The organism is Sedimentibacter sp. LTW-03 (assembly GCF_052059825.1).
Classification (GTDB): domain Bacteria; phylum Bacillota; class Clostridia; order Tissierellales; family Sedimentibacteraceae; genus Sedimentibacter.
Map to the genome: position 1 here is coordinate 2,689,472 of NZ_CP197180.1, position 22,670 is coordinate 2,712,141.

21 protein-coding genes are annotated in these 22,670 nt (G+C 37.4%); 11 read left to right on the plus strand and 10 right to left on the minus strand.

The features are described 5' to 3' along the window. Positions 1-66: 66 nt before the first annotated feature. The 4 genes from ACS3UD_RS13135 to ACS3UD_RS13150 form a co-directional block, all read right to left on the minus strand. The gene (locus ACS3UD_RS13135) at positions 67-1,653 is read right to left on the minus strand and encodes a MutS-related protein (protein WP_440977631.1); all 1,587 of its coding nucleotides are present in this window, start codon (positions 1,651-1,653) and stop codon (positions 67-69) included. Beyond that, complete coding sequence (locus ACS3UD_RS13140) at positions 1,650-2,678, minus strand: hypothetical protein (protein ID WP_308139179.1); 1,029 nt, start codon at positions 2,676-2,678, stop codon at positions 1,650-1,652. Before ACS3UD_RS13140 ends, ACS3UD_RS13135 begins: the two co-directional genes overlap by 4 nt. 97 nt (positions 2,679-2,775) lie before the next feature. After that, positions 2,776-4,026 carry a lysine 2,3-aminomutase gene (ablA, locus tag ACS3UD_RS13145; RefSeq protein ID WP_308139178.1) on the minus strand — a complete coding sequence of 417 codons (1,251 nt, stop codon included), beginning with the start codon at positions 4,024-4,026 and terminating at the stop codon, positions 2,776-2,778. 84 nt (positions 4,027-4,110) lie between these two features. Continuing rightward, on the minus strand, positions 4,111-5,151 hold the full coding sequence (locus ACS3UD_RS13150) for a zinc-binding dehydrogenase (protein ID WP_308139177.1): 1,041 nt from the start codon (positions 5,149-5,151) through the stop codon (positions 4,111-4,113). Between the two features lie 290 nt (positions 5,152-5,441). Here ACS3UD_RS13150 and murI point away from each other — a divergent pair, with 290 nt between their 5' ends. The 3 genes from murI to ACS3UD_RS13165 all read left to right on the plus strand — a co-directional run bounded on the left by murI (position 5,442) and on the right by ACS3UD_RS13165 (position 8,175). Further along, complete coding sequence (gene murI / locus ACS3UD_RS13155; RefSeq protein WP_308139176.1) at positions 5,442-6,248, plus strand: glutamate racemase; 807 nt, start codon at positions 5,442-5,444, stop codon at positions 6,246-6,248. Between the two features lie 14 nt (positions 6,249-6,262). Next, positions 6,263-6,682, plus strand: a complete 420-nt coding sequence (locus ACS3UD_RS13160; protein WP_308139175.1) for a DUF1934 domain-containing protein — start codon at positions 6,263-6,265, stop codon at positions 6,680-6,682. A gap of 89 nt (positions 6,683-6,771) precedes the next feature. After that, the gene (locus ACS3UD_RS13165) at positions 6,772-8,175 is read left to right on the plus strand and encodes a sigma-54 interaction domain-containing protein (protein WP_308139174.1); all 1,404 of its coding nucleotides are present in this window, start codon (positions 6,772-6,774) and stop codon (positions 8,173-8,175) included. 58 nt (positions 8,176-8,233) lie between these two features. Here ACS3UD_RS13165 and spoIIR read toward each other — a convergent pair whose 3' ends face one another. The 6 genes from spoIIR to ACS3UD_RS13195 all read right to left on the minus strand — a co-directional run bounded on the left by spoIIR (position 8,234) and on the right by ACS3UD_RS13195 (position 14,718). Then, positions 8,234-8,935, minus strand: a complete 702-nt coding sequence (spoIIR, locus tag ACS3UD_RS13170) for a stage II sporulation protein R (RefSeq protein WP_308139173.1) — start codon at positions 8,933-8,935, stop codon at positions 8,234-8,236. Between the two features lie 11 nt (positions 8,936-8,946). After that, positions 8,947-10,047, minus strand: a complete 1,101-nt coding sequence (locus ACS3UD_RS13175) for a Ger(x)C family spore germination protein (RefSeq protein WP_308139172.1) — start codon at positions 10,045-10,047, stop codon at positions 8,947-8,949. 37 nt (positions 10,048-10,084) lie between these two features. Further along, on the minus strand, positions 10,085-11,179 hold the full coding sequence (locus tag ACS3UD_RS13180; protein WP_308139171.1) for an endospore germination permease: 1,095 nt from the start codon (positions 11,177-11,179) through the stop codon (positions 10,085-10,087). Then, the gene (locus ACS3UD_RS13185) at positions 11,180-12,682 is read right to left on the minus strand and encodes a spore germination protein (RefSeq protein WP_308139170.1); all 1,503 of its coding nucleotides are present in this window, start codon (positions 12,680-12,682) and stop codon (positions 11,180-11,182) included. 9 nt (positions 12,683-12,691) lie between these two features. Beyond that, positions 12,692-12,892 carry a CLC_0170 family protein gene (locus ACS3UD_RS13190; RefSeq protein ID WP_308139169.1) on the minus strand — a complete coding sequence of 67 codons (201 nt, stop codon included), beginning with the start codon at positions 12,890-12,892 and terminating at the stop codon, positions 12,692-12,694. 146 nt (positions 12,893-13,038) lie between these two features. Further along, the gene (locus tag ACS3UD_RS13195) at positions 13,039-14,718 is read right to left on the minus strand and encodes a sigma-54 interaction domain-containing protein (protein ID WP_308139168.1); all 1,680 of its coding nucleotides are present in this window, start codon (positions 14,716-14,718) and stop codon (positions 13,039-13,041) included. A 268-nt stretch (positions 14,719-14,986) separates the two neighbouring features. Between ACS3UD_RS13195 and ACS3UD_RS13200 the strand changes: the two genes are divergently transcribed. The 8 genes from ACS3UD_RS13200 to ACS3UD_RS13235 all read left to right on the plus strand — a co-directional run bounded on the left by ACS3UD_RS13200 (position 14,987) and on the right by ACS3UD_RS13235 (position 22,617). After that, positions 14,987-16,165, plus strand: coding sequence for an acetyl-CoA C-acetyltransferase (locus ACS3UD_RS13200; protein ID WP_308139167.1), 1,179 nt, complete (start codon positions 14,987-14,989; stop codon positions 16,163-16,165). Positions 16,166-16,304: 139 nt separating this feature from the next. Next, entirely contained in the window at positions 16,305-16,961 is a 657-nt protein-coding gene (locus ACS3UD_RS13205; RefSeq protein ID WP_374049897.1) for a CoA transferase subunit A, read from the plus strand. Further along, entirely contained in the window at positions 16,961-17,617 is a 657-nt protein-coding gene (locus ACS3UD_RS13210) for a 3-oxoacid CoA-transferase subunit B (RefSeq protein WP_308139166.1), read from the plus strand. The genes ACS3UD_RS13205 and ACS3UD_RS13210 overlap by 1 nt, the downstream gene beginning before the upstream one ends. 143 nt (positions 17,618-17,760) lie before the next feature. Further along, positions 17,761-19,245: a sensor histidine kinase gene (locus tag ACS3UD_RS13215; RefSeq protein ID WP_308139165.1), complete on the plus strand. Its 1,485-nt coding sequence runs from the start codon at positions 17,761-17,763 to the stop codon at positions 19,243-19,245. Position 19,246: 1 nt separating this feature from the next. Continuing rightward, positions 19,247-19,921 (plus strand): response regulator transcription factor, encoded by a 675-nt coding sequence (locus ACS3UD_RS13220; protein WP_308139164.1) that lies wholly within the window; start codon positions 19,247-19,249, stop codon positions 19,919-19,921. A gap of 132 nt (positions 19,922-20,053) precedes the next feature. Beyond that, positions 20,054-21,016 carry a metal ABC transporter substrate-binding protein gene (locus ACS3UD_RS13225; protein WP_308139163.1) on the plus strand — a complete coding sequence of 321 codons (963 nt, stop codon included), beginning with the start codon at positions 20,054-20,056 and terminating at the stop codon, positions 21,014-21,016. 10 nt (positions 21,017-21,026) lie between these two features. After that, positions 21,027-21,803, plus strand: a complete 777-nt coding sequence (locus tag ACS3UD_RS13230) for a metal ABC transporter ATP-binding protein (protein ID WP_308139162.1) — start codon at positions 21,027-21,029, stop codon at positions 21,801-21,803. Beyond that, on the plus strand, positions 21,775-22,617 hold the full coding sequence (locus tag ACS3UD_RS13235; protein ID WP_308139161.1) for a metal ABC transporter permease: 843 nt from the start codon (positions 21,775-21,777) through the stop codon (positions 22,615-22,617). The genes ACS3UD_RS13230 and ACS3UD_RS13235 overlap by 29 nt, the downstream gene beginning before the upstream one ends. Positions 22,618-22,670 lie beyond the last annotated feature (53 nt).

A 22,670-nucleotide genomic window follows, 5' to 3' on the forward strand; every position in this document is an offset into this window, starting at 1 on the left:
GTAGATTGATAATCTCCTGCTGAAACAACACGAGATACTCATCTGTAATTCAGTATGACAGTATCACTATAAATAATTTTCTGCATCATTTATCACTTCTTCAGGTATGCCTGCCATTCTAGCTATCTTAATGGCATCCTTAGGTATATCATTTTTATATTTGACCTCAATTAGTCTGTAATCCATATATTTTGAAATCTGCTCTATATTGTTTATTTTGAACAAATCATCGCTGTCAGGAAGAGTTAATCCCGCAACCTGGAGATTCTGCACATCTTCATCATTAGCCACATTGTCGTAATGGGTTGTCAACACTGTTATGCAGCTTTTACTTTTCAGATACTTAACAACAGCCTTTGTAATAGCATATCCTTCTTTGGGATTTGTGCCTCCGGCCAGCTCATCTATGAGAATCAGGCACCTTTCCGCCGAGTATTCCAGCGCTTCCTTTAAATTAACAATTTCCGCACCAAATGTACTCAAGCCTTTTTCAATGGACTGATCATCACCTACAGATATGAATATATGGTCAAAAAGACAAAGTTTGGCATACTCGCAAGGTACAAACATTCCATACCCGGCTAATGCAGCAATCTGTCCTATCATCCTAAGACTTACAGTCTTTCCTCCCATGTTTGCGCCGGTTATACAGGCGACATTTTTCCTTAAACTCACATCTATGGGCATATACTCCTTACGCTTTTCCTTCAATGATTTTTCAAGTTTCAGGTTTCTGCCAGATTTAATTGTTATTTCAAGCTCATGAACAATTTCAGGTTCAACAGACCTTGTTTTCTGAGCAAAATTTGCTCTTGCTATGAGATAGTCCGTTTCTCCTATGATATTAATGTTGCTCATTATTAAGTCATAATATCCTTTTATTTCCTTGGAAATTTTTTGACGAACTTTGAACTCTTCATCATCTTCTTCATTCTTCAAAATTTCCATCCTCTTCTCAAGCTCGTCTATTTCTGAATTGTTTTTAATTTTAAAAATAATATTTAAGTAATTTTCTCCGCATATTCTTAAATTAGCATCATTTGAAAACTCTTCTGCCTTTTCCTGTTCCGATTTGCTTATGGTTATTTCATCCTTGAGGTTTAGCTTTATGCCGTATTTTTTTTCTACTTCTTCCTTTATTGCTTTTTTAAGCACTCCAATATTTTTTTCAGCAGCCTTTTTTTCATCTCTTATAGATTTTAGTTTTTCAGAATAATCATCATAAATATAAAATGTGTTCATTCTTTCATTGGCAGGATCTAAAAGCTTGTAAAGCTGCGGTATGGGCGTTAATTTTAAATCGTCAATGGATAATGTTTTTAAATATTTCTCCATTTTTTCCGTTTGAATTTGGAAATTTTTTATTTCAAACAATTCAACTTCATCTAATACCTGATTATGCTTCGTTCGCTCCAATGTTTCATATATGTTTTTTATATGTTTGAGCACATCAATGATATCACGCCTTCTAGGGCTTTCAATAAATGCCCTGATTTTATTGAACTCTTTTTTAAGGTCTGCCTCTTGACCTTTCCTAAAAGGCTTTGCTTCCCGCTTTTTTTTGATACCATATTCGGTTATAGGCCTAACCTCATTAAAGATATAGTTCATATCTATATTTTTAATTGTGTTTTCTGTCATAAAACTGGTCACTCTAAATCACCGCCCGCTACCACATCAATTATTTTAACTTCCGGCAGATATTTTTCCATTTCCGACTTAAATATCACACTGTCAAAAAAGTATCCTACCGGAGATACAGGATTCAGGGTAACCGCAATAACATTTATTGTATTAAGAGTTTCAGCCTTCAATCCTTTTCTTTTCAGCTCGTTCCACACATTTATGTCTGTAAACACCTTTGTTCCGTCTTCAATTACTATTTTAATACCTCTTAAATATTTATTTTCGCCTATGTCTCTTAACAATGAAGTGGTTACCGCTCCCTTTATAAAGACATGTGTCGTTTTTTCATCCACCAGATCGTTTATTTTCTTGCCTCCGGTTATGCTGGTTTTAATGTCGGGCACAATTACATCGCCGGTGTTTTGAATTATGCATGTTGATTTTTTCCTGAATATAATTTTCCTGATACCATCGTCCGTCTGCTTCAGAAGCATGCACTCTACCGCATGAGCTGTTTTTTCGGCGACCTTTTTTATGTCCCTGCTAAGCACCGCTCCAGTGGCAATGATGCATGCATCCGATATCACAGGCGAGGAAGCTGCCTTTCTGTCGATTGCTCCATCGATAAAAACAACTTTTGCCCCGTAGTGCTTCAGACGTCCCGACACGTACTTCATGTCCGTCACGCTTACAGGCCCGGCAATCTGCATATTGCCGCTCTGCCTTATCCTGACGATTATAACCTCTCCCATAGGTGTAGAAATTCCTGTGGTTTCCAGAATTTCTGCCTTTGCATCCGAAAGCATAAATGTTTTTTTTGCCGTAGCAACATACATGCCCTCTGTTACAAATATGGACGGTTTTTGTGTCTGTGTAACCAAATCTAAATTTTCTCCGTCCCTGCCCGCAGAGGTAATTCCTATATTCAATCTTAAATTTTCTGCCTCACCTATGAGATAATTGAGAGCCACAGTCTTTCCCGCGTTTTTCGCAAGACCGACTATGGATACTGTTTTGTATTTATTTTTCTTAATACTTTCAATTAATCCCATAGCTGCCCTCTTAATATCTATAATTAGCAAATTACGTTTCGGTCATTCTGATTGCAGTTATTATTTGCTATCAGAACGACCGGTTTATTCTTTATTGTTATTTGTGTACTCTGTCTCTTCTTGCCAGTTTAGTAGGCTCCAATGCCAAGTCGCTTCCCTGCAGCAGTCCGGCTACTCCTGTTAATGTATCCTCTTTTTTGCCTTGACATACATCACATGTACATTCCATATCCGGAAGATGCGGTTCTGTATATGTTGTAATAACTCCCTCATAATTCCTCAGAATGATCCTGTCAGCAGACTGCGAAAGAACATAGTTAGGCATTACAGGAATCTTTCCGCCGCCTCCCGGTGCATCAACAACAAATGTAGGAACGGCGTATCCTGAAGTATGTCCTCTCAAACTTTCAATAATTTCAATTCCTTTTGCAACAGGTGTTCTGAAATGTTCAATGCCCAATGAAAGATCGCACTGATAAATGTAGTAAGGTCTTACTCTGTTCATAACAAGCTTATGAACAAGGTCTCTCATAATATGCGGACAGTCGTTAACTCCTCTTAAAAGAACTGACTGATTTCCAAGAGGTATACCTGCATCCGCCAATTTTCTCAATGCCTCCATTGATTCCGGAGTAAATTCGTTCGGATGGTTGAAATGAGTATTCAGCCAAATTGGGTGGTATTTTTTAAGCATGTTAACCAGATCGTCTGTTATTCTCTGCGGCAATACAACAGGTGTTCTTGAGCCGAGACGAACTATTTCAACATGAGGTATCTCTCTTAATTTCTTTATGATATATTCTAATTTTTCATCTGAAACCAGCAGACAGTCTCCCCCTGACAGCAGTACGTCTCTTACCTCGGGATGATTTCTTACATAGTCGATGCACTTATCGACATTTTCCATTGAAACCTCATCGTCGCATTGCCCTGCAAATCTTCTTCTTGTACAATGTCTGCAGTACATTGAACATTGATCTGTTATAAGAAATAAAACCCTGTCCGGATATCTGTGAGTAAGCCCCGGAGCCGGTGAGTCCGTATCCTCGTGAAGAGGATCAAGCATATCAGCAGAACTTACATGTGTCTCGACAATTGTCGGAACTGCCTGCATTCTGATTGGATCTCTGGGATCATCCTTATCCATATGAGCAGCATAGTACGGAGTGATGCCCATTCTGAATTTTTCCAAAACCTTTGATATATCTTCTGCTTCCTGTTCAGTTATATTAATTATTTTCTTAAGTTTATCAACTGAATCAATTCTGTTTTCAACCTGCCATTTCCAGTCGTCCCACTCTTCAGGCTTTACGTCCTTCCAGAGTTCGATTTCATTATAATAACCCACTATAATACCTCCATTTATAAATTAAATTAATAGGTAAAATACTAATTGAAAAAACTCAATTAGTATTTAAACTCAGATGCCTGATTAAGCATACAGCTCTGTATACAGCTCTCTTAACCCTTTGCTTTCTCTCATTATCTGCAGAGCCGTATCCGCATGTCCTTTTGTATATCCGTTACCGATAATCATATTTACATCTTTACCCACGCCCTCAGCTCCTAATGCTGCTTTTGTAAAGCTTGTAGCCATGCTGAAGTAATATACGGTACCTTCATCTTTTGTCGCAAGGATTGCCGACATTTCGCAGTTAGGTCTTGATACGCAGCTTATTACCAGGTCGCACAGTTTACCGTCTGTTGCTTCCATTACTTTGTCGTACACTTCGATTGCATTTGTAGCATCACCAGCTATGCACACGTCAGCAAGACCGAGTTTTTTAACTGTTTCAAGAGTGCTTTGTCTGTGAGCCCAGCATATAACTTTTCCGCTTGCACCTGCTTTTTTCTTTGCTTCGTACAGGCAGAGAAGTCCGGATTTTCCTGATCCTCCAAGAACCAACACTGTATCTCCTTCTTTTACCAGCTTAACAGTTTGCGCAGGAGCTCCTGCTACGTCCAATACAGACAATGCAAGATTTTCAGGTATGTCTGAAGGAAGTTTCGCATATATTCCGCTTTCAAATAAAATAGCCTTTCCTTTAATGTCCACCTGATCAATATCTTTTCTTACAGTAAGTATTTCTTCTATAACCAAAGGTGTCAATGATAATGAAACCAGCGTAGCAATCTTATCTCCCACTTTAAGATCAGTCTTTCCTTCCAATGCAGGTCCTACTTGCTCTACAGTTCCGATGAGCATTCCGCCTGATCCTGTTACAGGGTTTTGATGCTTTCCTCTTTCTGCTACGATTCCCTTCATTATTTCTTTAATTTTTTCTACGTCTCCGCCTGCCTGGTCGCTTATTTGAGTGAAACTTGCCGAGTCTACATTCAAAGTTTGAACGTTTATCAAAATCTCGTTGTCGTATATCTCCATTGTGTTATCGATTTTAACTGCCGGCTGCGGCAATACTCCTTTTGGCTCAATTACTCTGTGTGTTCCGTATGGGTTTCCTTTTTTGATCATAGTGCCTCCTAAAATAATTGCAAATTTTTTATTGGGTTTGGGTTAGATATGGGTATTCACACACATATAGTGCAAGTACCGTGCCAATTTCTTCAAAAAACAAAAATCCCTGTTTTTCAACGTTTGTATCGTTCCCATAATGACATTTTAACCCTAAGTGCCGAAAATTCAGCTTTTAATATTGCTCTGTGAAACATATTTTGTTATAATGCCATTATACAACATAATTATTGATTATTCACATATTAATTAAATATTAATAAATTTTCATAAAGAATGAAGAGGTATATATGGATAACAGACCAATCGGAATCTTTGATTCAGGAGTAGGCGGACTCACTGTAATGAGAGAAGTAATGGAGCAACTTCCTTACGAAAACATCATATATTTGGGAGATACCGCAAGAATTCCATACGGTTCAAAATCTGAGCAAACCATAAAAAAATATGCTAACCAATGCTCATCCTTCTTAAAGAGCAAGGATGTTAAAACCATTGTAATTGCATGCAACACAGCAAGCTCAATAGCTCTTGAGCACGTGCAGAACAATTTTGATCTTCCCATAATAGGTGTGATTAATCCCGGAGCAAAAAGTGCGGCTGCCGCTACAGAGAACGGAAGAATAGGTGTAATAGGTACAATTGCAACAATAAATTCTAATGCTTACCAGGCAAAAATTATGGAGTATCTCCACGATGCAGAAGTGATTGGGATTCCGTGCCCGCTGTTTGTTCCCATAGTTGAGGAAGGCTGGGAATACTCAAACGTAGCATTTTTGACTGCGGAAAAATATCTTGATGAATTGATTGAACACGATGTGGACACTTTGGTGCTGGGATGCACCCATTATCCTATTTTAAGGCACACAATCAAAAAAGTGGTTGGTCCTGATGTTAAGCTTGTCAATCCCGCATTTGAAACCGCAAGAGATTTGAAAAAACTGCTTACAGATGAAAACATGCTTAACGAAAATTACGATAAAGCCAGATACGAATATTACGCCAGCGATGCACCTGAACGCCTAAGAAGAATAGGAGGCAATTTTCTAAAGAAGGAAATTGATAATCTTTACGAAATCGCAATAGATAACCTTTAAAAAGGAGGTACAGAATGAATAATGCCAAAATAAAAATTACTACAGCCCAGACAATAGACAAAGCCGGAAACGAAGAAGTTATGGAGCTTGTTACCGAGGCCGAAAGACTTTTTCATGAAGATTGCATAGTTATAAATTATGATGAAAGTGACATAACCGAAAACACTTCTTCTAAAACAAGGTTGAAGATATACAAAGATAAATTAATACTGACCAAAGTTGGAGATATATCTTCAAGAATGGAATTTGAAGAAAATCAAAGCTACAGTAATATTTATTCAACACCTTACGGTAATTTCGACCTGGACTTCAACACCATGATATATGAGAATAATTTGGATGAGGTGGGAAATGGAACTGTCAAGATAGAATACCAAGTTGTTTTTGCCGGAAGTGAAAAAAGCTATAACAAATTAGCTATTGATATTTTTTAGGCAATCTTAACCTGTTTGATAAGAAAAAACAGGACTTACCGCCTGTTTTTCGGCATGTGGCGCTGATTTTTCGGCGCAGAAGGAGATTTATGGATATAAAATATTTTGATGCACTCATTCACGCAATAGATTTAATAAATGATGGAATTCATGTAGTTGACGCCTACGGTAAAATTGCTTATTACAATTCATCCGCAAAGCAGCTTGATGAAATCGATGTGGATAAAGCAATAGGAAGACATATTCTTGAGGTGTATCCTTCTCTTACCTTTGAGACAAGCACTCTGTTAAAAGTTTTACGAACAGGCAAGCCGATTTATAATGTTGAACAGAACTTTATAAATTATAAAGGTGATAAAATATCAACATTGAATTCAACAATCCCCATTTATTATAACAACAAGGTACTTGGAGCTCTTGAAGTTTCCAGAAATATAACTAAGGTCAGAGAATTGTCGGAAAAAATAGTAAACCTGCAAAAAGAACTGTATGAAAGGAACGACAGAGGGCACGACAAGCCGTCAAAACCTGTTGCAAAGTTTAATTTTCTTGACATCATAGGACAGAACAAAGAGATGCTTAAGCTTAAATCACTTGGAATAAAAGCGGCCATGTCTGATTCACCTGTTATGATAGCAGGGAGTACAGGAACAGGTAAGGAACTTTTTGTACAGTCCATACACAATTCCAGCAACAGAAAGCACAAGCCCTTCATAGCGCAGAACTGTGCGGCTCTGCCTTCTAACCTGCTTGAAAGCATATTGTTTGGCTCTGTTAAGGGTAGTTTTACAGGAGCAGAAAACAGACCGGGTTTATTTGAGCTTGCCGATGGCGGAACCTTGTTCCTGGATGAAATAAATTCCATGCCCCTGGAGCTTCAGACCAAGCTTTTGAGGGTTCTGCAGGACGGAAGGGTCAGAAGAGTAGGCTCAGCTACCACAATAGATGTTGATGTAAGAATTATATCAGCTATAAATACAGATATTAACTTAGTTGTAGAAACTAAGCAACTGAGACAGGACTTGTTTTTCAGATTGAACGTAATAACTCTCGTTATTCCTGATTTGTCAAAGAGGATAGACGACATACCTCTTCTTGTGGATCATTTTATAAAAAAATACGACGAACGATGCAATAAGTTTTTCAGCGGCGTTTCTAAAGAAGTGCTTGATATATTTACGGAATACAGCTGGCCGGGAAACGTCAGGGAATTGGAACACGCAATTGAAAGTGCCGTTTCGCTGTATGACGGAGAGCTTATAAGAGAAGAACACCTTCCTTTCCAGTTTAAAAACTACAGCAGGAGGAATAACAATTTACAAAACATCGGCGCGCTGCAACACTTGAATGCGGCCGTAGAAAAAGTCGAGCGCGATATTATAAAATCTGCCTTAGAGCAAACGGATTACAACATCACAAAAGCTGCAAAACTTATAAATGTTCCGAGGCAGACACTTCAATATAAAATTAAAAAGCTTGAAATACCAGGCTAAAAAATCTGCCCCCGCCGAAAAAAACGACGGGGGCAGATTTTTGAAACAATGAGGGATTTTATTTAGCCAATGAACGGGCATATACACTAGGTGTCTGGCTTGGCTCTAAACCTGTATGTTCTACTTTTCCTTTTTCTATAAATTCATATATCTTTGATTTAAACTTAATATCTTTTATGCCTCTTTTTGTTTTTATAGCCTCAATTTCTTCCTGAGTCAAAACTTCCTGGAGCTTTTTTTCTGTTTCTATATCAAATACCGGCTCTGCATTTTTGTCCTGTCCGAAATCCACAAAACACAGAGGAGGGAACATCACGCACCACCAATTGTTGCCTTCTGCCCTGCCTATTTCTATTCTTACGGCATCATAATAGCCTTCCGGAAGAACTATGTCCTCGTATATTTTCCGTGGAAACTTAAAATTCCCGTAATATACATTTATTTCATAATCATATCCTTCCTCTGAAATTATTTCCTCTGCTTCTTTTCTTATTTCATTTATCTTTTCTATAACTAAATCTTCGCTGTCATCTTTAGACGTTATGTTTTCAAATTCACTGTCAAACTTACTAATCACATGATTTCTGACCTTGTATTTTAACTGTTGGTCATAAACAGTGTTTGAATTTGCAATAACATGTAACCGTATAACTTTGTCATTTATTTTTGCCATTCCTGTGTATGCATCTACCGTATATGAAACGGCAACGGCAACGGCAACAAATATTACCGAAATTAAAATTTTTTTATAATAGCTCATACGCCCTCCCTTTATTTAACCAATCCGGTGCTTTTTATATCTACACTCAAATGTACATTTATGTCCGCTGCCTCAAAAACTTCATCATATTTGTCTTCGATTTTGTCGAACTCGGATTTGTGATACTTGTATAATTTATCTTTTATTCTGATAAGATCTGATCTGTAGTAATGCTGAAGCTTATCGACTGTATTTGAAGCCACATCTGATATCATTCTTGCAGACTCAGTCTTGATTTTATCCATAAAATTTTTATCCTGCAACTTGTCATTACCTACGATAAACGAATCTATGTAACAATATAGCGTAATATAATAATCAACGCTTAATTTATTATTTTTTAAATTTATATCTTCCGTCATGCTCACATCAACGGCACCCAGCCCTACGGTTGTATCATCAACAGATATATTGAAATTGCTGATATTGGCTCTGTCGGGATTTAATAAAACCATAATGATTTCAACTTCCTCCGGTTCCAAAAAACCCACCAGTTCGTATTCCTTAACAACGGCCGCCCTTTCCACTTTCAAGCTTTTATCGTTTACTTCCACAACCGGCACCATAACGTTTCCCGTCTGCCCCAAGTGGAGTATTGCCTCATCAAAGGTATAAACATCCTGGTAGCTTTCTCTTTTAAGTTTAACTAACATATCGCTCAAAAATCTGCCCACAATGGGATTGGTCGGTATTTCCATGTTTATGATGTCCTGAGCCTTTCCTTTGGCAATGCATATTTTAACTCTTCTGTTCATTTGAGGAGACCGCTGGATTTCGTCAAATATTTTTTTAAATGACTCCGGATCTCTGGCCACATCTTCTCCCAGTATTATTACCTGCATTAACCTGTCAGAAATGGCCTTTTCAGAATGGAGATAGCTGGTGCTGTAAAAATTCGCAAAATTTGTGCTTTCCTTTGAATAAACAATTCTCTGTTCCTCGCTGCCTTCATTTATTTTTGGAATTTCAGACGTAAAAGTCAGGTTCTTAGGATTTTTATCAATTCCCACAGCAAATAAGTATTCCCTTTTGTTGATTTCAAAGCTGTCCCAGCAACCTGTTAAAACTAATGATGTCAGCAGCATTAAAATTATTATTTTTATTTGTTTCATTTAAACCCCTTCGCTATAATCACGTAAAATCATAATATTATATGTTTTCTGTTCTATGCTTCTGCTTCCTTCTGTCCATCCATACAACGATAAGCGGTATGAAAAAATTCAGTCCGCTCAGCACTATTAACGGCCACTGTATGTACGGAAACATCATGTACATGCCGGGCAGAGCTGCAGCCATGGTATACAAAATGGGTATCTGGATGTAAATAAAATATCCGTCTTCTCTGGTCTTAAAAGTTTCCTGCATAGCAAGATTTGTAAAATATGCAATAATGCATATGCTTGTAAATGTAACTATTATTTGGAAGCATAATCCTACGATTTCAGTACTTTCAAAGAAAAATCCCGGTATATTAACAAATTTCATTACGGAAATAAATGGCCATACCATGTTTACAGCTTCCTTCATTCCGAATTTTACTACTATAAGCAGGTAGCATGCGGCATAAAGTACGGCACTTATTACGATAAATCTTTTATTTACCTTCATATTTTTTTCTTTAATTGACACCCTGCTGTTAGAAAACAAAAGTACGGAAAATCCGAAAAATCCCAGCATCGCTGCGGGAACTGACTTAACTATTCCTTTCACGTCTGCCGGAAAAATGGGAAACACATTTGTGTAATCAGCGTAATATGTTGAAAATATTATTATCAGTATATAAGGTATCAAGGCAATCAACACCGCTATATTAGCCAAATTTGCAATTGACTGTATTCCTTTTTTTGTCGCGTAACTGGCAATAAGCAAGAGAGATATTATTATTATGCTTATAGGTGTGTTGAAAAGCATCATAAGCTTTATCTGCTCCGCGAAATCTTTCAGCAATATGCTGTTTGCAGTAAGAAACATAAGTATGTAGTATACACCTGTGAGTTTTGCCAGGAATTTTGGAAATACCTTGTGGGATATACTTATTATTGTATCTTCCTTGTACTTTATCATCAGCCTGTTTATGGGTTTCATTGTAATATATATGAGAAATCCCGCCGCTATAATCGACATCCACCCAACAGGACCGTCTATCTCAGACAGTAACAGCGGCATCAAAATAGATTGAGAAACAAATGATACTAATATTAAAATTGATATATTTTGATATGGAGTAATATCCTGATCGAACATCTATTTTCCTTTCTCTTTTTCAAATTGAAGATATTTTGGTTTGTGAACCATTTTCTTGATTCTCGGTCTTATAATTGTATCCCTCAAGTCTTTTCTGTTATCAACAAAACTAGCTAAAGGAGTCATGTACGGCACTCCGCAGCTCTTAAGAGTGCAGAGGTGAATTATCAAAAGACAAAGCCCCAGTGATATGCCAAACAATCCGAATATTGATGCAAGAACTATAAAACCAAAACGAATCATTCTCAATGACGTGCTGAAATTGTAACTTGGTATCGCAAAGGCCGAAATAGCGGTCAATGCCACAATGATTACGGCCAAAGGAGTTATAAGCCCGGCCGCCACAGATGCCTGACCTATTACGATACCTCCCACAAGACCTATTGTTGATCCAACAGGACTTGTAATTCTTAAAGAAGCCTCTCTGACCAGCTCCATTACCAGCTCCATTAAAAGCGCCTCAAAATAAGGAGGAAAAGGAACATTTGCCCTGGAGGCCGCAACATAAAGTGCCAGCTGTGTTGGCAGAAGATTAGGATGGAACTGGGTTACTGCCACATAAAGAGCCGGAAGGAGCATAACTATTGGCAACGCCAAATATCGTATCATTCTGGTTACACACGACGGCATCCACCTTTCATAGTAATCCTCTGAGGACTGCATGAACGATACAAATATTGCGGGAGCAATGAGAACAGATGGAGTATTATCCACAGTTATCACGACTCTCCCCTCTAAAATTGCCGATGCAGCAGCATCAGGCCTCTCGGTGTTTTCAATTTGAGGAAACGGAGAATATATATCATCCTCTATCATTTCCTCAATATAAGAACTTTCCAGCACAGCTTCTATATCTATATTTTTTATTCTTTTCTCCACTGTTTCCAAGACTGTTTTATTTACAATATCCTCTATATATATAATTGCAATGTCTGTTTTAGATCTGCTTCCCACCTGCATGTATTTTACTTTTAGCTTTGGATCTCTTATTCTTCTTCTTATAAGTGTAATGTTTACCTTCATGGTTTCATTGAAACCGTCTCTGGCACCTCTTATAAGAGTCTCCGCCGAGGGCTCCTGCACGCCTCTCATTGGCCAACCTCTGGATGAGAGCATTATACCTTTTGAGCATCCGTCTATTAAAAGAACCGTCTCTCCGGAAAGCACCTTGTCAATGCATTCCTGAATAGTTTGAAGAGCTTGTATCTCTGTTACCGCTATATTGGTATTGGCAATTGCGTTCTGCAGCTCAGAATCACTTTTTTCCAAACTTTGCAAATCCATGTCCTTCATGAGCATTTGAACAGCAAATTCACTGATTGCTTCCTTTGTGGTCATTCCGTCAATATAAACCAAGAGCATCTTAGTTTTTTTGTTTTGACCGGCATCAATCTTTCTGAAAATGATGTCATTAGCATCCTTAAATATTTTTTTTAATTCCTTCTCATTTTTATTTAAATCTTTTTCTATATTAATATTCTCTAAGTTTTGTTTTTCGCCCATTTAAAACTCCTATATATTAATTGCAATTACAGCCGCCAGTGCCAGCAGTCCATAAACTATTCCAGTTGTTTTAACAATTTTATAATCTCTGTGAAATTTTTTCCGCTTCAATTCCTTGGCAGTTCTAAATATCAAAATAAAACTGATTATCAAAAACACCGTTATGGTGTCAGTATTAATCAACATTTTAATATCGTTGATAAAGTACATAACCCCTCCTATGCTTGTTCTACAATATTAGTAATATTTGCATTTTTAGGCTTTTTTATTCCAAATAATCAAATTTAGTTAAATAAAAAAATGTCTCATTGAGAGACATTTCTAAAAATACATTATTTTTTCGGAATTCGTTTGTTTTACATTTTATGTTTCTGCTTCTTCCTGACCAGAGTGGAAATATCTATTCCAAGCTTGAAAGCAGCCTCTTTCATAGTTTTCGAACTGTCTAAGGCTGTTTCTATTATAATTTTTTCATAATCATCAAGCTTGTCTTTCAGTGTCTTCCCGTCATACATAAATTTAGAATCTTCTTCCGGCGAATTGTTAAGCAAGAGCTGTTCCCTGAACAGTTTTTTGTCAATTGACGCCTCGTCTGTTATTAAAACCATACGCTCTATTATATTCCTAAGTTCTCTTATGTTTCCGCGCCAACCGTATACGAGAAAGCTTTCAAGGCAGCCAGTAGTAAAGTAACAGTTTTTGCCGTACTTGTTATTAAAATATTCAATAAACTGCTGAGCAAGGGGAATGATGTCTTCTTTTCTATGTCTTAGGGGCGGAACCACAAAAGATACCACATTCAGTCTGTAATACAGATCCGCTCTGAACTTCTTTTCCTCAACCAGCTGTGCTAAATCAACGTTTGTAGCTGCAATAATTCTTGCACTAAATTCTACAGGCGATGTTCCTCCTATTCTGTAAAACATCCTGTCATTTATGGAGCTCAAGAGCTTAACCTGTAAAGTGTACGGCATATCACCTATTTCATCCAGATATAGAATACCGCCGTTTGCCTCCTCGAAAAGACCCTTTTTGCCCCCTTTTTGAGCTCCTGTAAACGCACCTTCCTCATACCCGAAAAATTCTGACTCAAGCAGGTGTTCAGGAACTGCGCTGCAATTTATTTTTATAAATTTACCCTTATTCTTTTTGCTTATATTGTATATATACGTTGCTATAAAATCCTTTCCTACCCCTGTTTCTCCCAAAATTAATATTGTGCTGTCAACATTGGCAATTTTTTTAGCTTTATTGTATATATTTTTCATTTTTTCATTATTATTAATAGGCTCTTTCAGCTTGGTTTTAATTTCAAAATTCTCGTAATCACCATTAACAATAAACAAATTTTTTTCTTTAGTAATATTTTTCATTAATACATCCAGCTCTGATACATCTCTTATAACCGCTATGGTTTTTCTGAGATTTCCGTTTTCATCAAATATAGGCGAGCCGGAAACCAAACACCTCTGGCCTTTGTAATAATTGTTTATTGTAGAAACGGGACCATTTGTTTCAATAACTCTGGCACAGCAGGAATTAGGCAGCACATCCAGCTTTCTTAAATCATAAACCGACTTTCCTATTATCTGTTCTCTGGATAAACCCGAAAGATCAAGAAACGCATCATTTACATAGGTTGTTGTACCTTCTTCATCAGTTATATAAATACCGTCCTTAAGCTTGTTCAGCATTTCATTATATAAATATTTCTGGCTGCTTAGCCTGGTAATTTGCTTTTCCAATTCACTGCCTATAATTGAATCATAGAAGAAAAACAGAGACAGCTCATTTCCATAAAGTTTAAATTTATTATGAACAGCATAGTAAACAGAATTATCGATATATTTGACAGAGCTAATATTCTGATCCTCATCGCCCTTTATATCATGAAAATACATTGTTAATTTTTTATTTAAAATTTCTCCACTAACCTTACATATGTTTGCTTTAAAGTAATTATTGCAGTATAAAATATTGTATTTAGTGTCTGTTATAACAAATCCTATTGTAAAATCAACATTTTTAATTCTCATATTATTATCCTTAAATACGTATTATTAAAATTTTTAGTTAAATTTTCTAGACAGTATGATACAATAAACAGATACATACCTATCCTCTTATATTATACAAGTCCATATGCAATTTTGCAATAAATGCTTTTGTGAAATATGCAATTTTGCATATTGATAATTAATGGATTAACGTTTCTAAGATGTTAAATACAGTATTTTACATGCTTTTATTTATGGCATGACATTTGCTACTTATCTTAGTGCAAAAAAATTTAGGAGGATGATTATGAAAAAGGCAGTAATAGTATCTGCAGCAAGAACACCGATAGGATCATTTGGAGGATCGCTGACTCCATTGTCAGCGGTAGATTTGGGAGTTATTGCAGCAAAAGAGGCAATTAAAAGGGCAGGAATCGAACCAACAGCTGTTGAAGAAGTATATTTTGGAAATGTTCTAGGTGCTGGCCTGGGTCAAAATGTTTCCAGACAAGTATCTCTGGGATCAGGAGTCCCGGTTGAAACTCCGGCATTAACAATTAATATGGTATGCGGTTCAGGACTGAGAGCAGTGAGCATGGCTGCACAATTTGTTGAAAGCGGACAGTGCGACATTATATTATGCGGCGGAACAGAAAGCATGACAAACGCTCCTTACCTGCTTCCCAAAGCAAGATGGGGTCACAGAATGGGTGATGGCAAAATTGTTGACTACATGGTGTATGACGGATTAACTGACGTTTATAATCAGTATCACATGGGAATAACAGCAGAGAATGTTGCAGAGAAATACGGCATAACAAGAGAAGAGCAGGATAAATTTGCGGTTCAAAGCCAAAACAGAGCAGAAGAAGCGCAAAAATCCGGAAGATTTAAGGATGAAATAGTACCTGTGGAAATACCTCAGAGAAAGGGAGACCCAATAGTAATAGACACAGATGAATTTCCAAGACACGGTTCAACATTGGAGAAAACTGCAAAATTAAGGCCTGCATTTAAAAAGGATGGAACCGTTACCGCAGGTAACGCATCCGGTATAAATGACGGGGCAGCAGCTTTCATTTTAATGAGCAAGGAAAAAGCAGATGAGCTTGGAATTAAATATTTATGTGAAATTTCAGGCTACGCTTCAGCCGGAGTTGATCCTAAAGTAATGGGATTAGGACCTATTCCTGCTACTAAAAAAGCTTTGGCTAATGTAGGCTGGACTGTTGGAGACCTGGATCTTGTAGAAGCAAATGAAGCATTTGCATCACAGGCTATTGCAGTAACTCGTGATTTAGGACTGAATCCGGAAACTACAAATGTTAACGGAGGTGCAATAGCACTGGGACATCCTATAGGAGCTTCCGGAGCAAGAATTCTTGTTTCGCTTATATATGAAATGCAGAAACGAGATGCCAAGAAAGGACTTGCCACTCTTTGCATAGGCGGAGGAATGGGAACCGCATTACTTGTTGAAAGATAGTTTTTAGCGGAGGAAACGGCAGCTGAATAGGATGCCGTTCGTCAGAATTGGAAAGGTTTCCTTGCCTGACGGGAGGTAATATACCGGTTCAGCCGCTTAATTCCTCCTATTAATAAAAAAATTCAAGAGGAAGGTATGTATGATTAATAAAATTATTTCTGTGAAAGAAGCCGCAGAAAAAGTCCAGGATGGCATGACTGTAATGGTCGGCGGATTTCTGGCCAACGGCACTCCCGAAATTTTAATCGATGCCCTTGTAGAAAAAAATGTAAAAGACCTTATTCTGATTTGCAATGACACAGGTTTCCCCGACAGAGGCGTTGGCAAAATGGTTGTTAATAAACAATTCAAAAAAATTATTGCTTCCCATGTGGGAACTAATCCTGAAACAGCAAATCAAATGAACTCCGGAGAAACCGAAGTTATCCTTACACCTCAAGGAACCCTTGCAGAAAAAGTAAGATGCGGCGGAAACGGTTTAGGCGGATTTTACACACCTACAGGTATCGGAACCGAAGCTGAAACAGATAAAGAAAAGAAAGTTATCGACGAAAAAGAATATATACTTGAAACTCCGTTAAAAGCTGACGTTGCATTGCTGAGAGCGTCCATAGCCGATAAAAAAGGAAATATGGTTTTTAATAAAACAATGAAAAACTTTAACCCTTTGATGGCTACCGCTGCAGACACAGTAATAGTTCAAGCTGATAAAATAGTTGAAGTAGGCGAAATAGACCCTGATCATGTTATGTGTTCCGGTATATTCGTTGACTACATTGTCGGAGGTGATAAATAATGGATGCAAAAACAGTTATAGCAAAAAGAGTTGCACAGTTATTGCACGACGGAGATGTTGTAAATCTCGGTATCGGTCTTCCTACAATGGTGGCAAATTATATTCCTGAAGGAATCGATATCACATTTCAGTCCGAAAACGGATTTCTGGGACTGGGATCAGCGCCGGAATCAGGTAAAGAAGACTGGGAACTTGTTAATGCAGGCGGTATGCCTTCATCAATAGTCCCCGGCGGCATGTTCTTTGACAGCGCAACCTCTTTTGGTATAATCAGAGGAGGACATGTTGACGCAACAATATTAGGCGCAATGCAAGTCGACGAAAAAGGCAATCTGGCAAATTGGAAAATACCCGGTAAAATGGTCCCTGGAATGGGTGGAGCAATGGATCTTGTTGTAGGAGCGAAAACCGTTATTATATCAATGGTTCACACTCAAAAGGGAAAGCCTAAAATTTTAAAGCAATGCACACTTCCTTTAACTGCTAAGGATCAGGTAAATATAATTGTTACTGAAATGGCATTGATCAGAGTGACGGACAAAGGGCTTGTTCTTGAAGAGCTGGGTCCTGAAGCCACAGTTGAGGATGTAATTGCAGCTACAGAAGCTGATTTGATAGTTTCACCTGATTTAAAAAGATTTGGATTAGATGATTAATATATAGTAATAAAGAGTATTAAAATAAAATGTCCTTGGCAAAGGTAACCATTTTACATTAATACTCTTTTTTTTTCACTATTTTATCACATTTGTGGTATATTATATTTAAAAAAAATGTACAATAAATCTCGAGGGGTTGTATGATATTGAAATTTAGTTTAAAAAACAAACTTTTTTTAGCAATACTTTGTGTGTTAATTTTAAATGTCCTTATATCTGCCATACTTGGAACCACAATGTTCGACAAGCTTTATACCAATGACAAGATAAGCAGTCTTAAAAGCGGCGTTGAAAGCATAAAATCAAAATATTTAGCAGGAAATTTAAACGAAACTGTTGAAGAAATAATTAATTATGAAGTGCAAAACATGACCATTTGCATTTTTTCTTTGAATACCAAAACGGGAACAGGAGAAATTGAATACTATTCAAGGCAGAGATATTTTTCCACGAGTCCATTTGACAATGAAATTTTAAGGCTGATAGAAAGGCTTTATAGCGAAAATGCTTTTAATGAGCTATCTAACTCAAAATATTACATTAAAAATATAGAAACAGAACGCCCGGATAACAATATAACGGTTTTATCAAATATAAAAGAAAACACATATATCATAATGCAGACCCCAAAAAAATTCATAAATGACATTTCATATTCGGCCATAAAGTATTCTTTGTTAATTTCATTTTTTTCACTGCTGATTGCCGCAATAATAATGTACTTTGTTGCCGATAAAACAACACGTCCTATTCGACAGCTGCAGGTAATCGCAGATAAAATTTCAAAACTGAATTTTTCAGAAAGATGCTCCGTATTGTCGATGGACGAGGTGGGGCTGTTATCTGTGAGCATAAACAACATGGCTGACAAATTACAGGACTATGTTGAAAAATTAAAGGATGACCTTTTGAGACAGGAAAAAACCGATAACATGCGAAAACAGTTCATAGCTAACGTATCACATGATTTTAAAACTCCTCTGACGTTAATAATAAGTTACTCGGAAGCTTTAACCGACATGAAGGACATAGATGAGCCGACAAAAAAGGAATACCTTGATATAATAATTAACGAAGCACATAAAATGTCCGAGTTTGTTCAGGAACTTCTTAAACTGTCGCAGCTTGAGGTTGGAATAATAAAATTGGAAAAGTCCAATTTCAGCATAAATGATATTATTGATTCAACAATTTATAAAAATTTAATAATTTCAAATGAAAAAAATATTTCAATTGACAAGGAAATTTCTGAAAACTGCATAGTATTTGCAGATTATTTCAGAATTGAACAGGTATTTCAAAATCTGTACGAAAATGCAATTAAATACTGCAATCCCGGAGGCTCCGTGAAAGTATCCACCTCTATCTCAGATGATAAATGCAGAATTAGTATTTTTAATACCGGTAATCACATATCTGATGAAGATGTAGAAAATATTTTTGTAAGCTTTTACAGAGCTGATAAGTCAAGAAACAGTCTTGGGAGCTACGGACTGGGACTGGCAATTGTCAAAGTAACCATGGATATGCACGGTGAACGGTATGGTGTTAGAAATTTTGAAAACGGAGTTGAATTCTGGTTTGAGCTTGAGAATTCAGAAATAAATTTAAAAGCGGAGGATTAATATGGAAACTAAAATATTATTAGTCGAAGATGAAAATAATATAAGAAAGCTTGTTGCCAGCTACCTTGTTAAAGAAGGCTTCCGTGTAGTTGAAGCCGGCGACGGAGAAGAAGCAGTGCAAAAATTTGATAAGGAATATGATTTTTCTCTTATAATACTTGACGTAATGATGCCCAAAATGGACGGCTACCAGGTTGCTTCATATATACGCAAGACCTCGGATGTTCCTATACTTATGCTTACTGCCAGAGATGCGGAAATCGATGAAATAACAGGTTTTAATTCCGGCGCCGACGAATATATTTCAAAACCTTTCAGCCCAAGAATTTTGGTTGCAAGAGTAAAAAATCTTTTAAAACGAACTTCACAGAACAGTATGCAGGATATAGAAGTGGGTGGAATATGCATTAAGTACAGAGAGCGCATTGCTTTAATAGATGGCGAAAAAGCTATTCTCACTCCAAAGGAGTTTGATTTGTTGTACTACCTGATTAATAATAAAAATCTTGTTTTAACAAGAAGCCAGATACTCTCAACAGTATGGGGATGGGATTACTTCGGAGATGACAGAACAGTTGATACTCATATTAAGTGTCTACGTTCAAAAATAGGAAAATATGATAAAAATATAGTAACCGTAAGAAAGATAGGCTATAAATTTGAGTATGAAAATTAATTACTCTGCTGCAATCTTTTCATTATTAATATTGACATAGCCATCATTTCAAATTATAATAAATGCAAATGCGAATTAGTTGCAATTATTTGATTGATAATTAAACTACATATATTTGGAGGTTACTAAATAATGAAAAAATTTTGCAGCCTATTGTTAATAGGGATTCTTATTCTTTCTCTTTTTACCGGTTGTAGCGGAACTCAAGAATTAACCGATTCAGACGATGACGGTAAACTTTTGGTATATGCCAGTTTTTACCCCATGTACGATTTTGCTTCAAAAATCGGTGGAGATAAAATCAAAGCAGTAAATATGGTTCCGGACGGAACAGAACCACATAACTGGGAGCCTACCCCATCGGATATAGTCGGTCTTGAAAAAGCCTCGGTCTTCATATATAACGGAGCAGGTATGGAGCATTGGGTTGGAGATATTCTTGAATCTATACAAAACGACAAGCTTCTTGTAGTTGAAGCCTCTGAAGGCTTGACGTTGCTGGAAGACCACAGTCATGATGAACATTCAGAAAATGAGGATGAGAATCATGAAGATGAGGAACACGACCACGGAGAATTTGACCCTCATGTCTGGCTTGATCCCATGAATGCAAAGGCTGAAATGGAGAAAATTAAAGATGCATTTATACTGGCTGATCCGGATAACAGTGATTATTATGAAGCAAACTATACTAAGTATGCAGCTGAAATAGAGGAGCTGGATAAAGAATTCAGTGATACACTTTCTCCTCTTGAAAATAAGGATATCATCGTAACTCATCAAGCGTTTGGCTATTTGTGTCATGCTTACGGATTAAACCAAGTTCCAGTAGAGGGCATGGCTCCCGATTCTGAACCTGATCCTGCAAGAGTAGCAGAAATCATAGAATTTGCCAAGGAACACCAAGTAAATGTGATTTTTTTTGAAGAGCTGGTAAACCCTAAGGTAGCTGAAGTCATAGCAGATTCTATCGGTGCCGAAACAGATGTCCTGAGCCCCTTGGAAGCTCTCAGCGACGAACAGAGGGAAGCGGGATATGACTATTTTGCTGTTATGAGACAAAACCTGGAATCATTAAAATCAGCTTTAGAATAAGGAGGACAGAATGTCTAAAGTAATAGAAGCCGAAAATTTAAGCTTTAGCTACGGATATGAGCCGATTTTTACAAAAATCGGTTTCTCTGTTTATAGGGGAGACTTTGTAGCTGTTATAGGTTCAAACGGAACCGGAAAAAGTACGCTTATGCGCATAATGTTAGGTGAACTTGCCCCCACTGGTGGACGCATCAAGCTTTTTAATCAGGATGTATCTCACTTTAAGGACTGGCCAAAAGTTGGTTACGTACCTCAATCCGGCATACATTCTGCCGACAGTTTCCCTGCTACTGCTGAGGAAATAGTAACGGCAAATCTTTTTTCACAAATCGGGCTTATGCGATTTCCTAAAAAAAAGCACAGAGATAAAGTTATGCCAGCTCTTGAGCTTGTAGGGATGGAAGCATACTCCAAGCGCATGATCAGTGAGCTTTCCGGCGGACAGCGACAGAGAATAATGCTAGCACGGGTTTTAGTAAACGATCCTGAGATAATGCTGTTAGATGAGCCTACAACAGGAGTAGACACCAGCACAGTAAAATCTTTATATGAATTGCTGTACTCTCTGAACAGAAAAACCGGGCTTACAATTGTAATGATCACTCACGATATAGGCCGGGCATCAAATTATGTATCACGTATTCTATGCCTGGAGGAAGGGTCTCTTGTAGAGCTTGGCAAAGAACAGGTTGCAGAAGAACTTTCTCACAAGCATAAGCATCCCATGCAACATACTCATACTGTACAGAAAGGTAGTGATGGAAATGGCAGCAATTTTAGAATATGAATTTATGAGACGTGCATTTGTTGTTGGAATACTTCTTGCCGTCATTACACCATGCGTGGGTATAATCGTAGTGTTTAAACGTCTTTCCATGATTGGAGATGCGCTGTCACACACGTCTCTAGCCGGTGTGTCCGCAGGTCTGGTAATGAGTATAAATCCCATTCTTGGTTCCCTGCTTGCCTGCATAATTGCTGCGCTGAGTATAGAAGCAATACGAAAGAAAATCCCTAAATATGCCGAAATGTCCATAGCAATTATAATGTCAGCAGGTATAGGTCTTGCTGGCGTTTTATCAGGCTTTGTGAAAAGCTCGGCTAATTTTAACAGCTTCCTGTTTGGCAGCATAGTTGCCATCAGCGACTTTGAAATGATATTGGTAATTATTATAAGCTGTGCAGTAATTTTATCATTTTTCCTTCTGTACAAGGAGCTGTTTTATATTGCTTTTGATGAAAGATCGGCACGTCTTGCAGGCATACCTGTAAAAACCATAAACTTTATTTTTACAATACTTACAGCCGTAACCGTATCTGTTGCCGCGCGTACCGTAGGTGCTCTTATAGTATCATCTCTAATGGTAATACCTGTGGCATGCGCTATGCAGTTTGGTAAAAGCTACAAGCAAACTGTTATATATTCCATTTGCTTTGCGGTTTTTTTTATGATGGCAGGACTTTATACCGCCTATTACCAAAGGCTTAAGCCGGGAGGAACCATTGTTCTTATAGGTGTCGTATGCCTTGTCCTGATTTTAAGCGCAAAAAGCCTTACAGCAGGCCTCAGGCATTGCAAAAAAATTCGTCATTTTAATTAAACTCTTTACAGCAAAAAACAGGAAACTCAGTTTCCTGTTTTTTATTTGGAGAG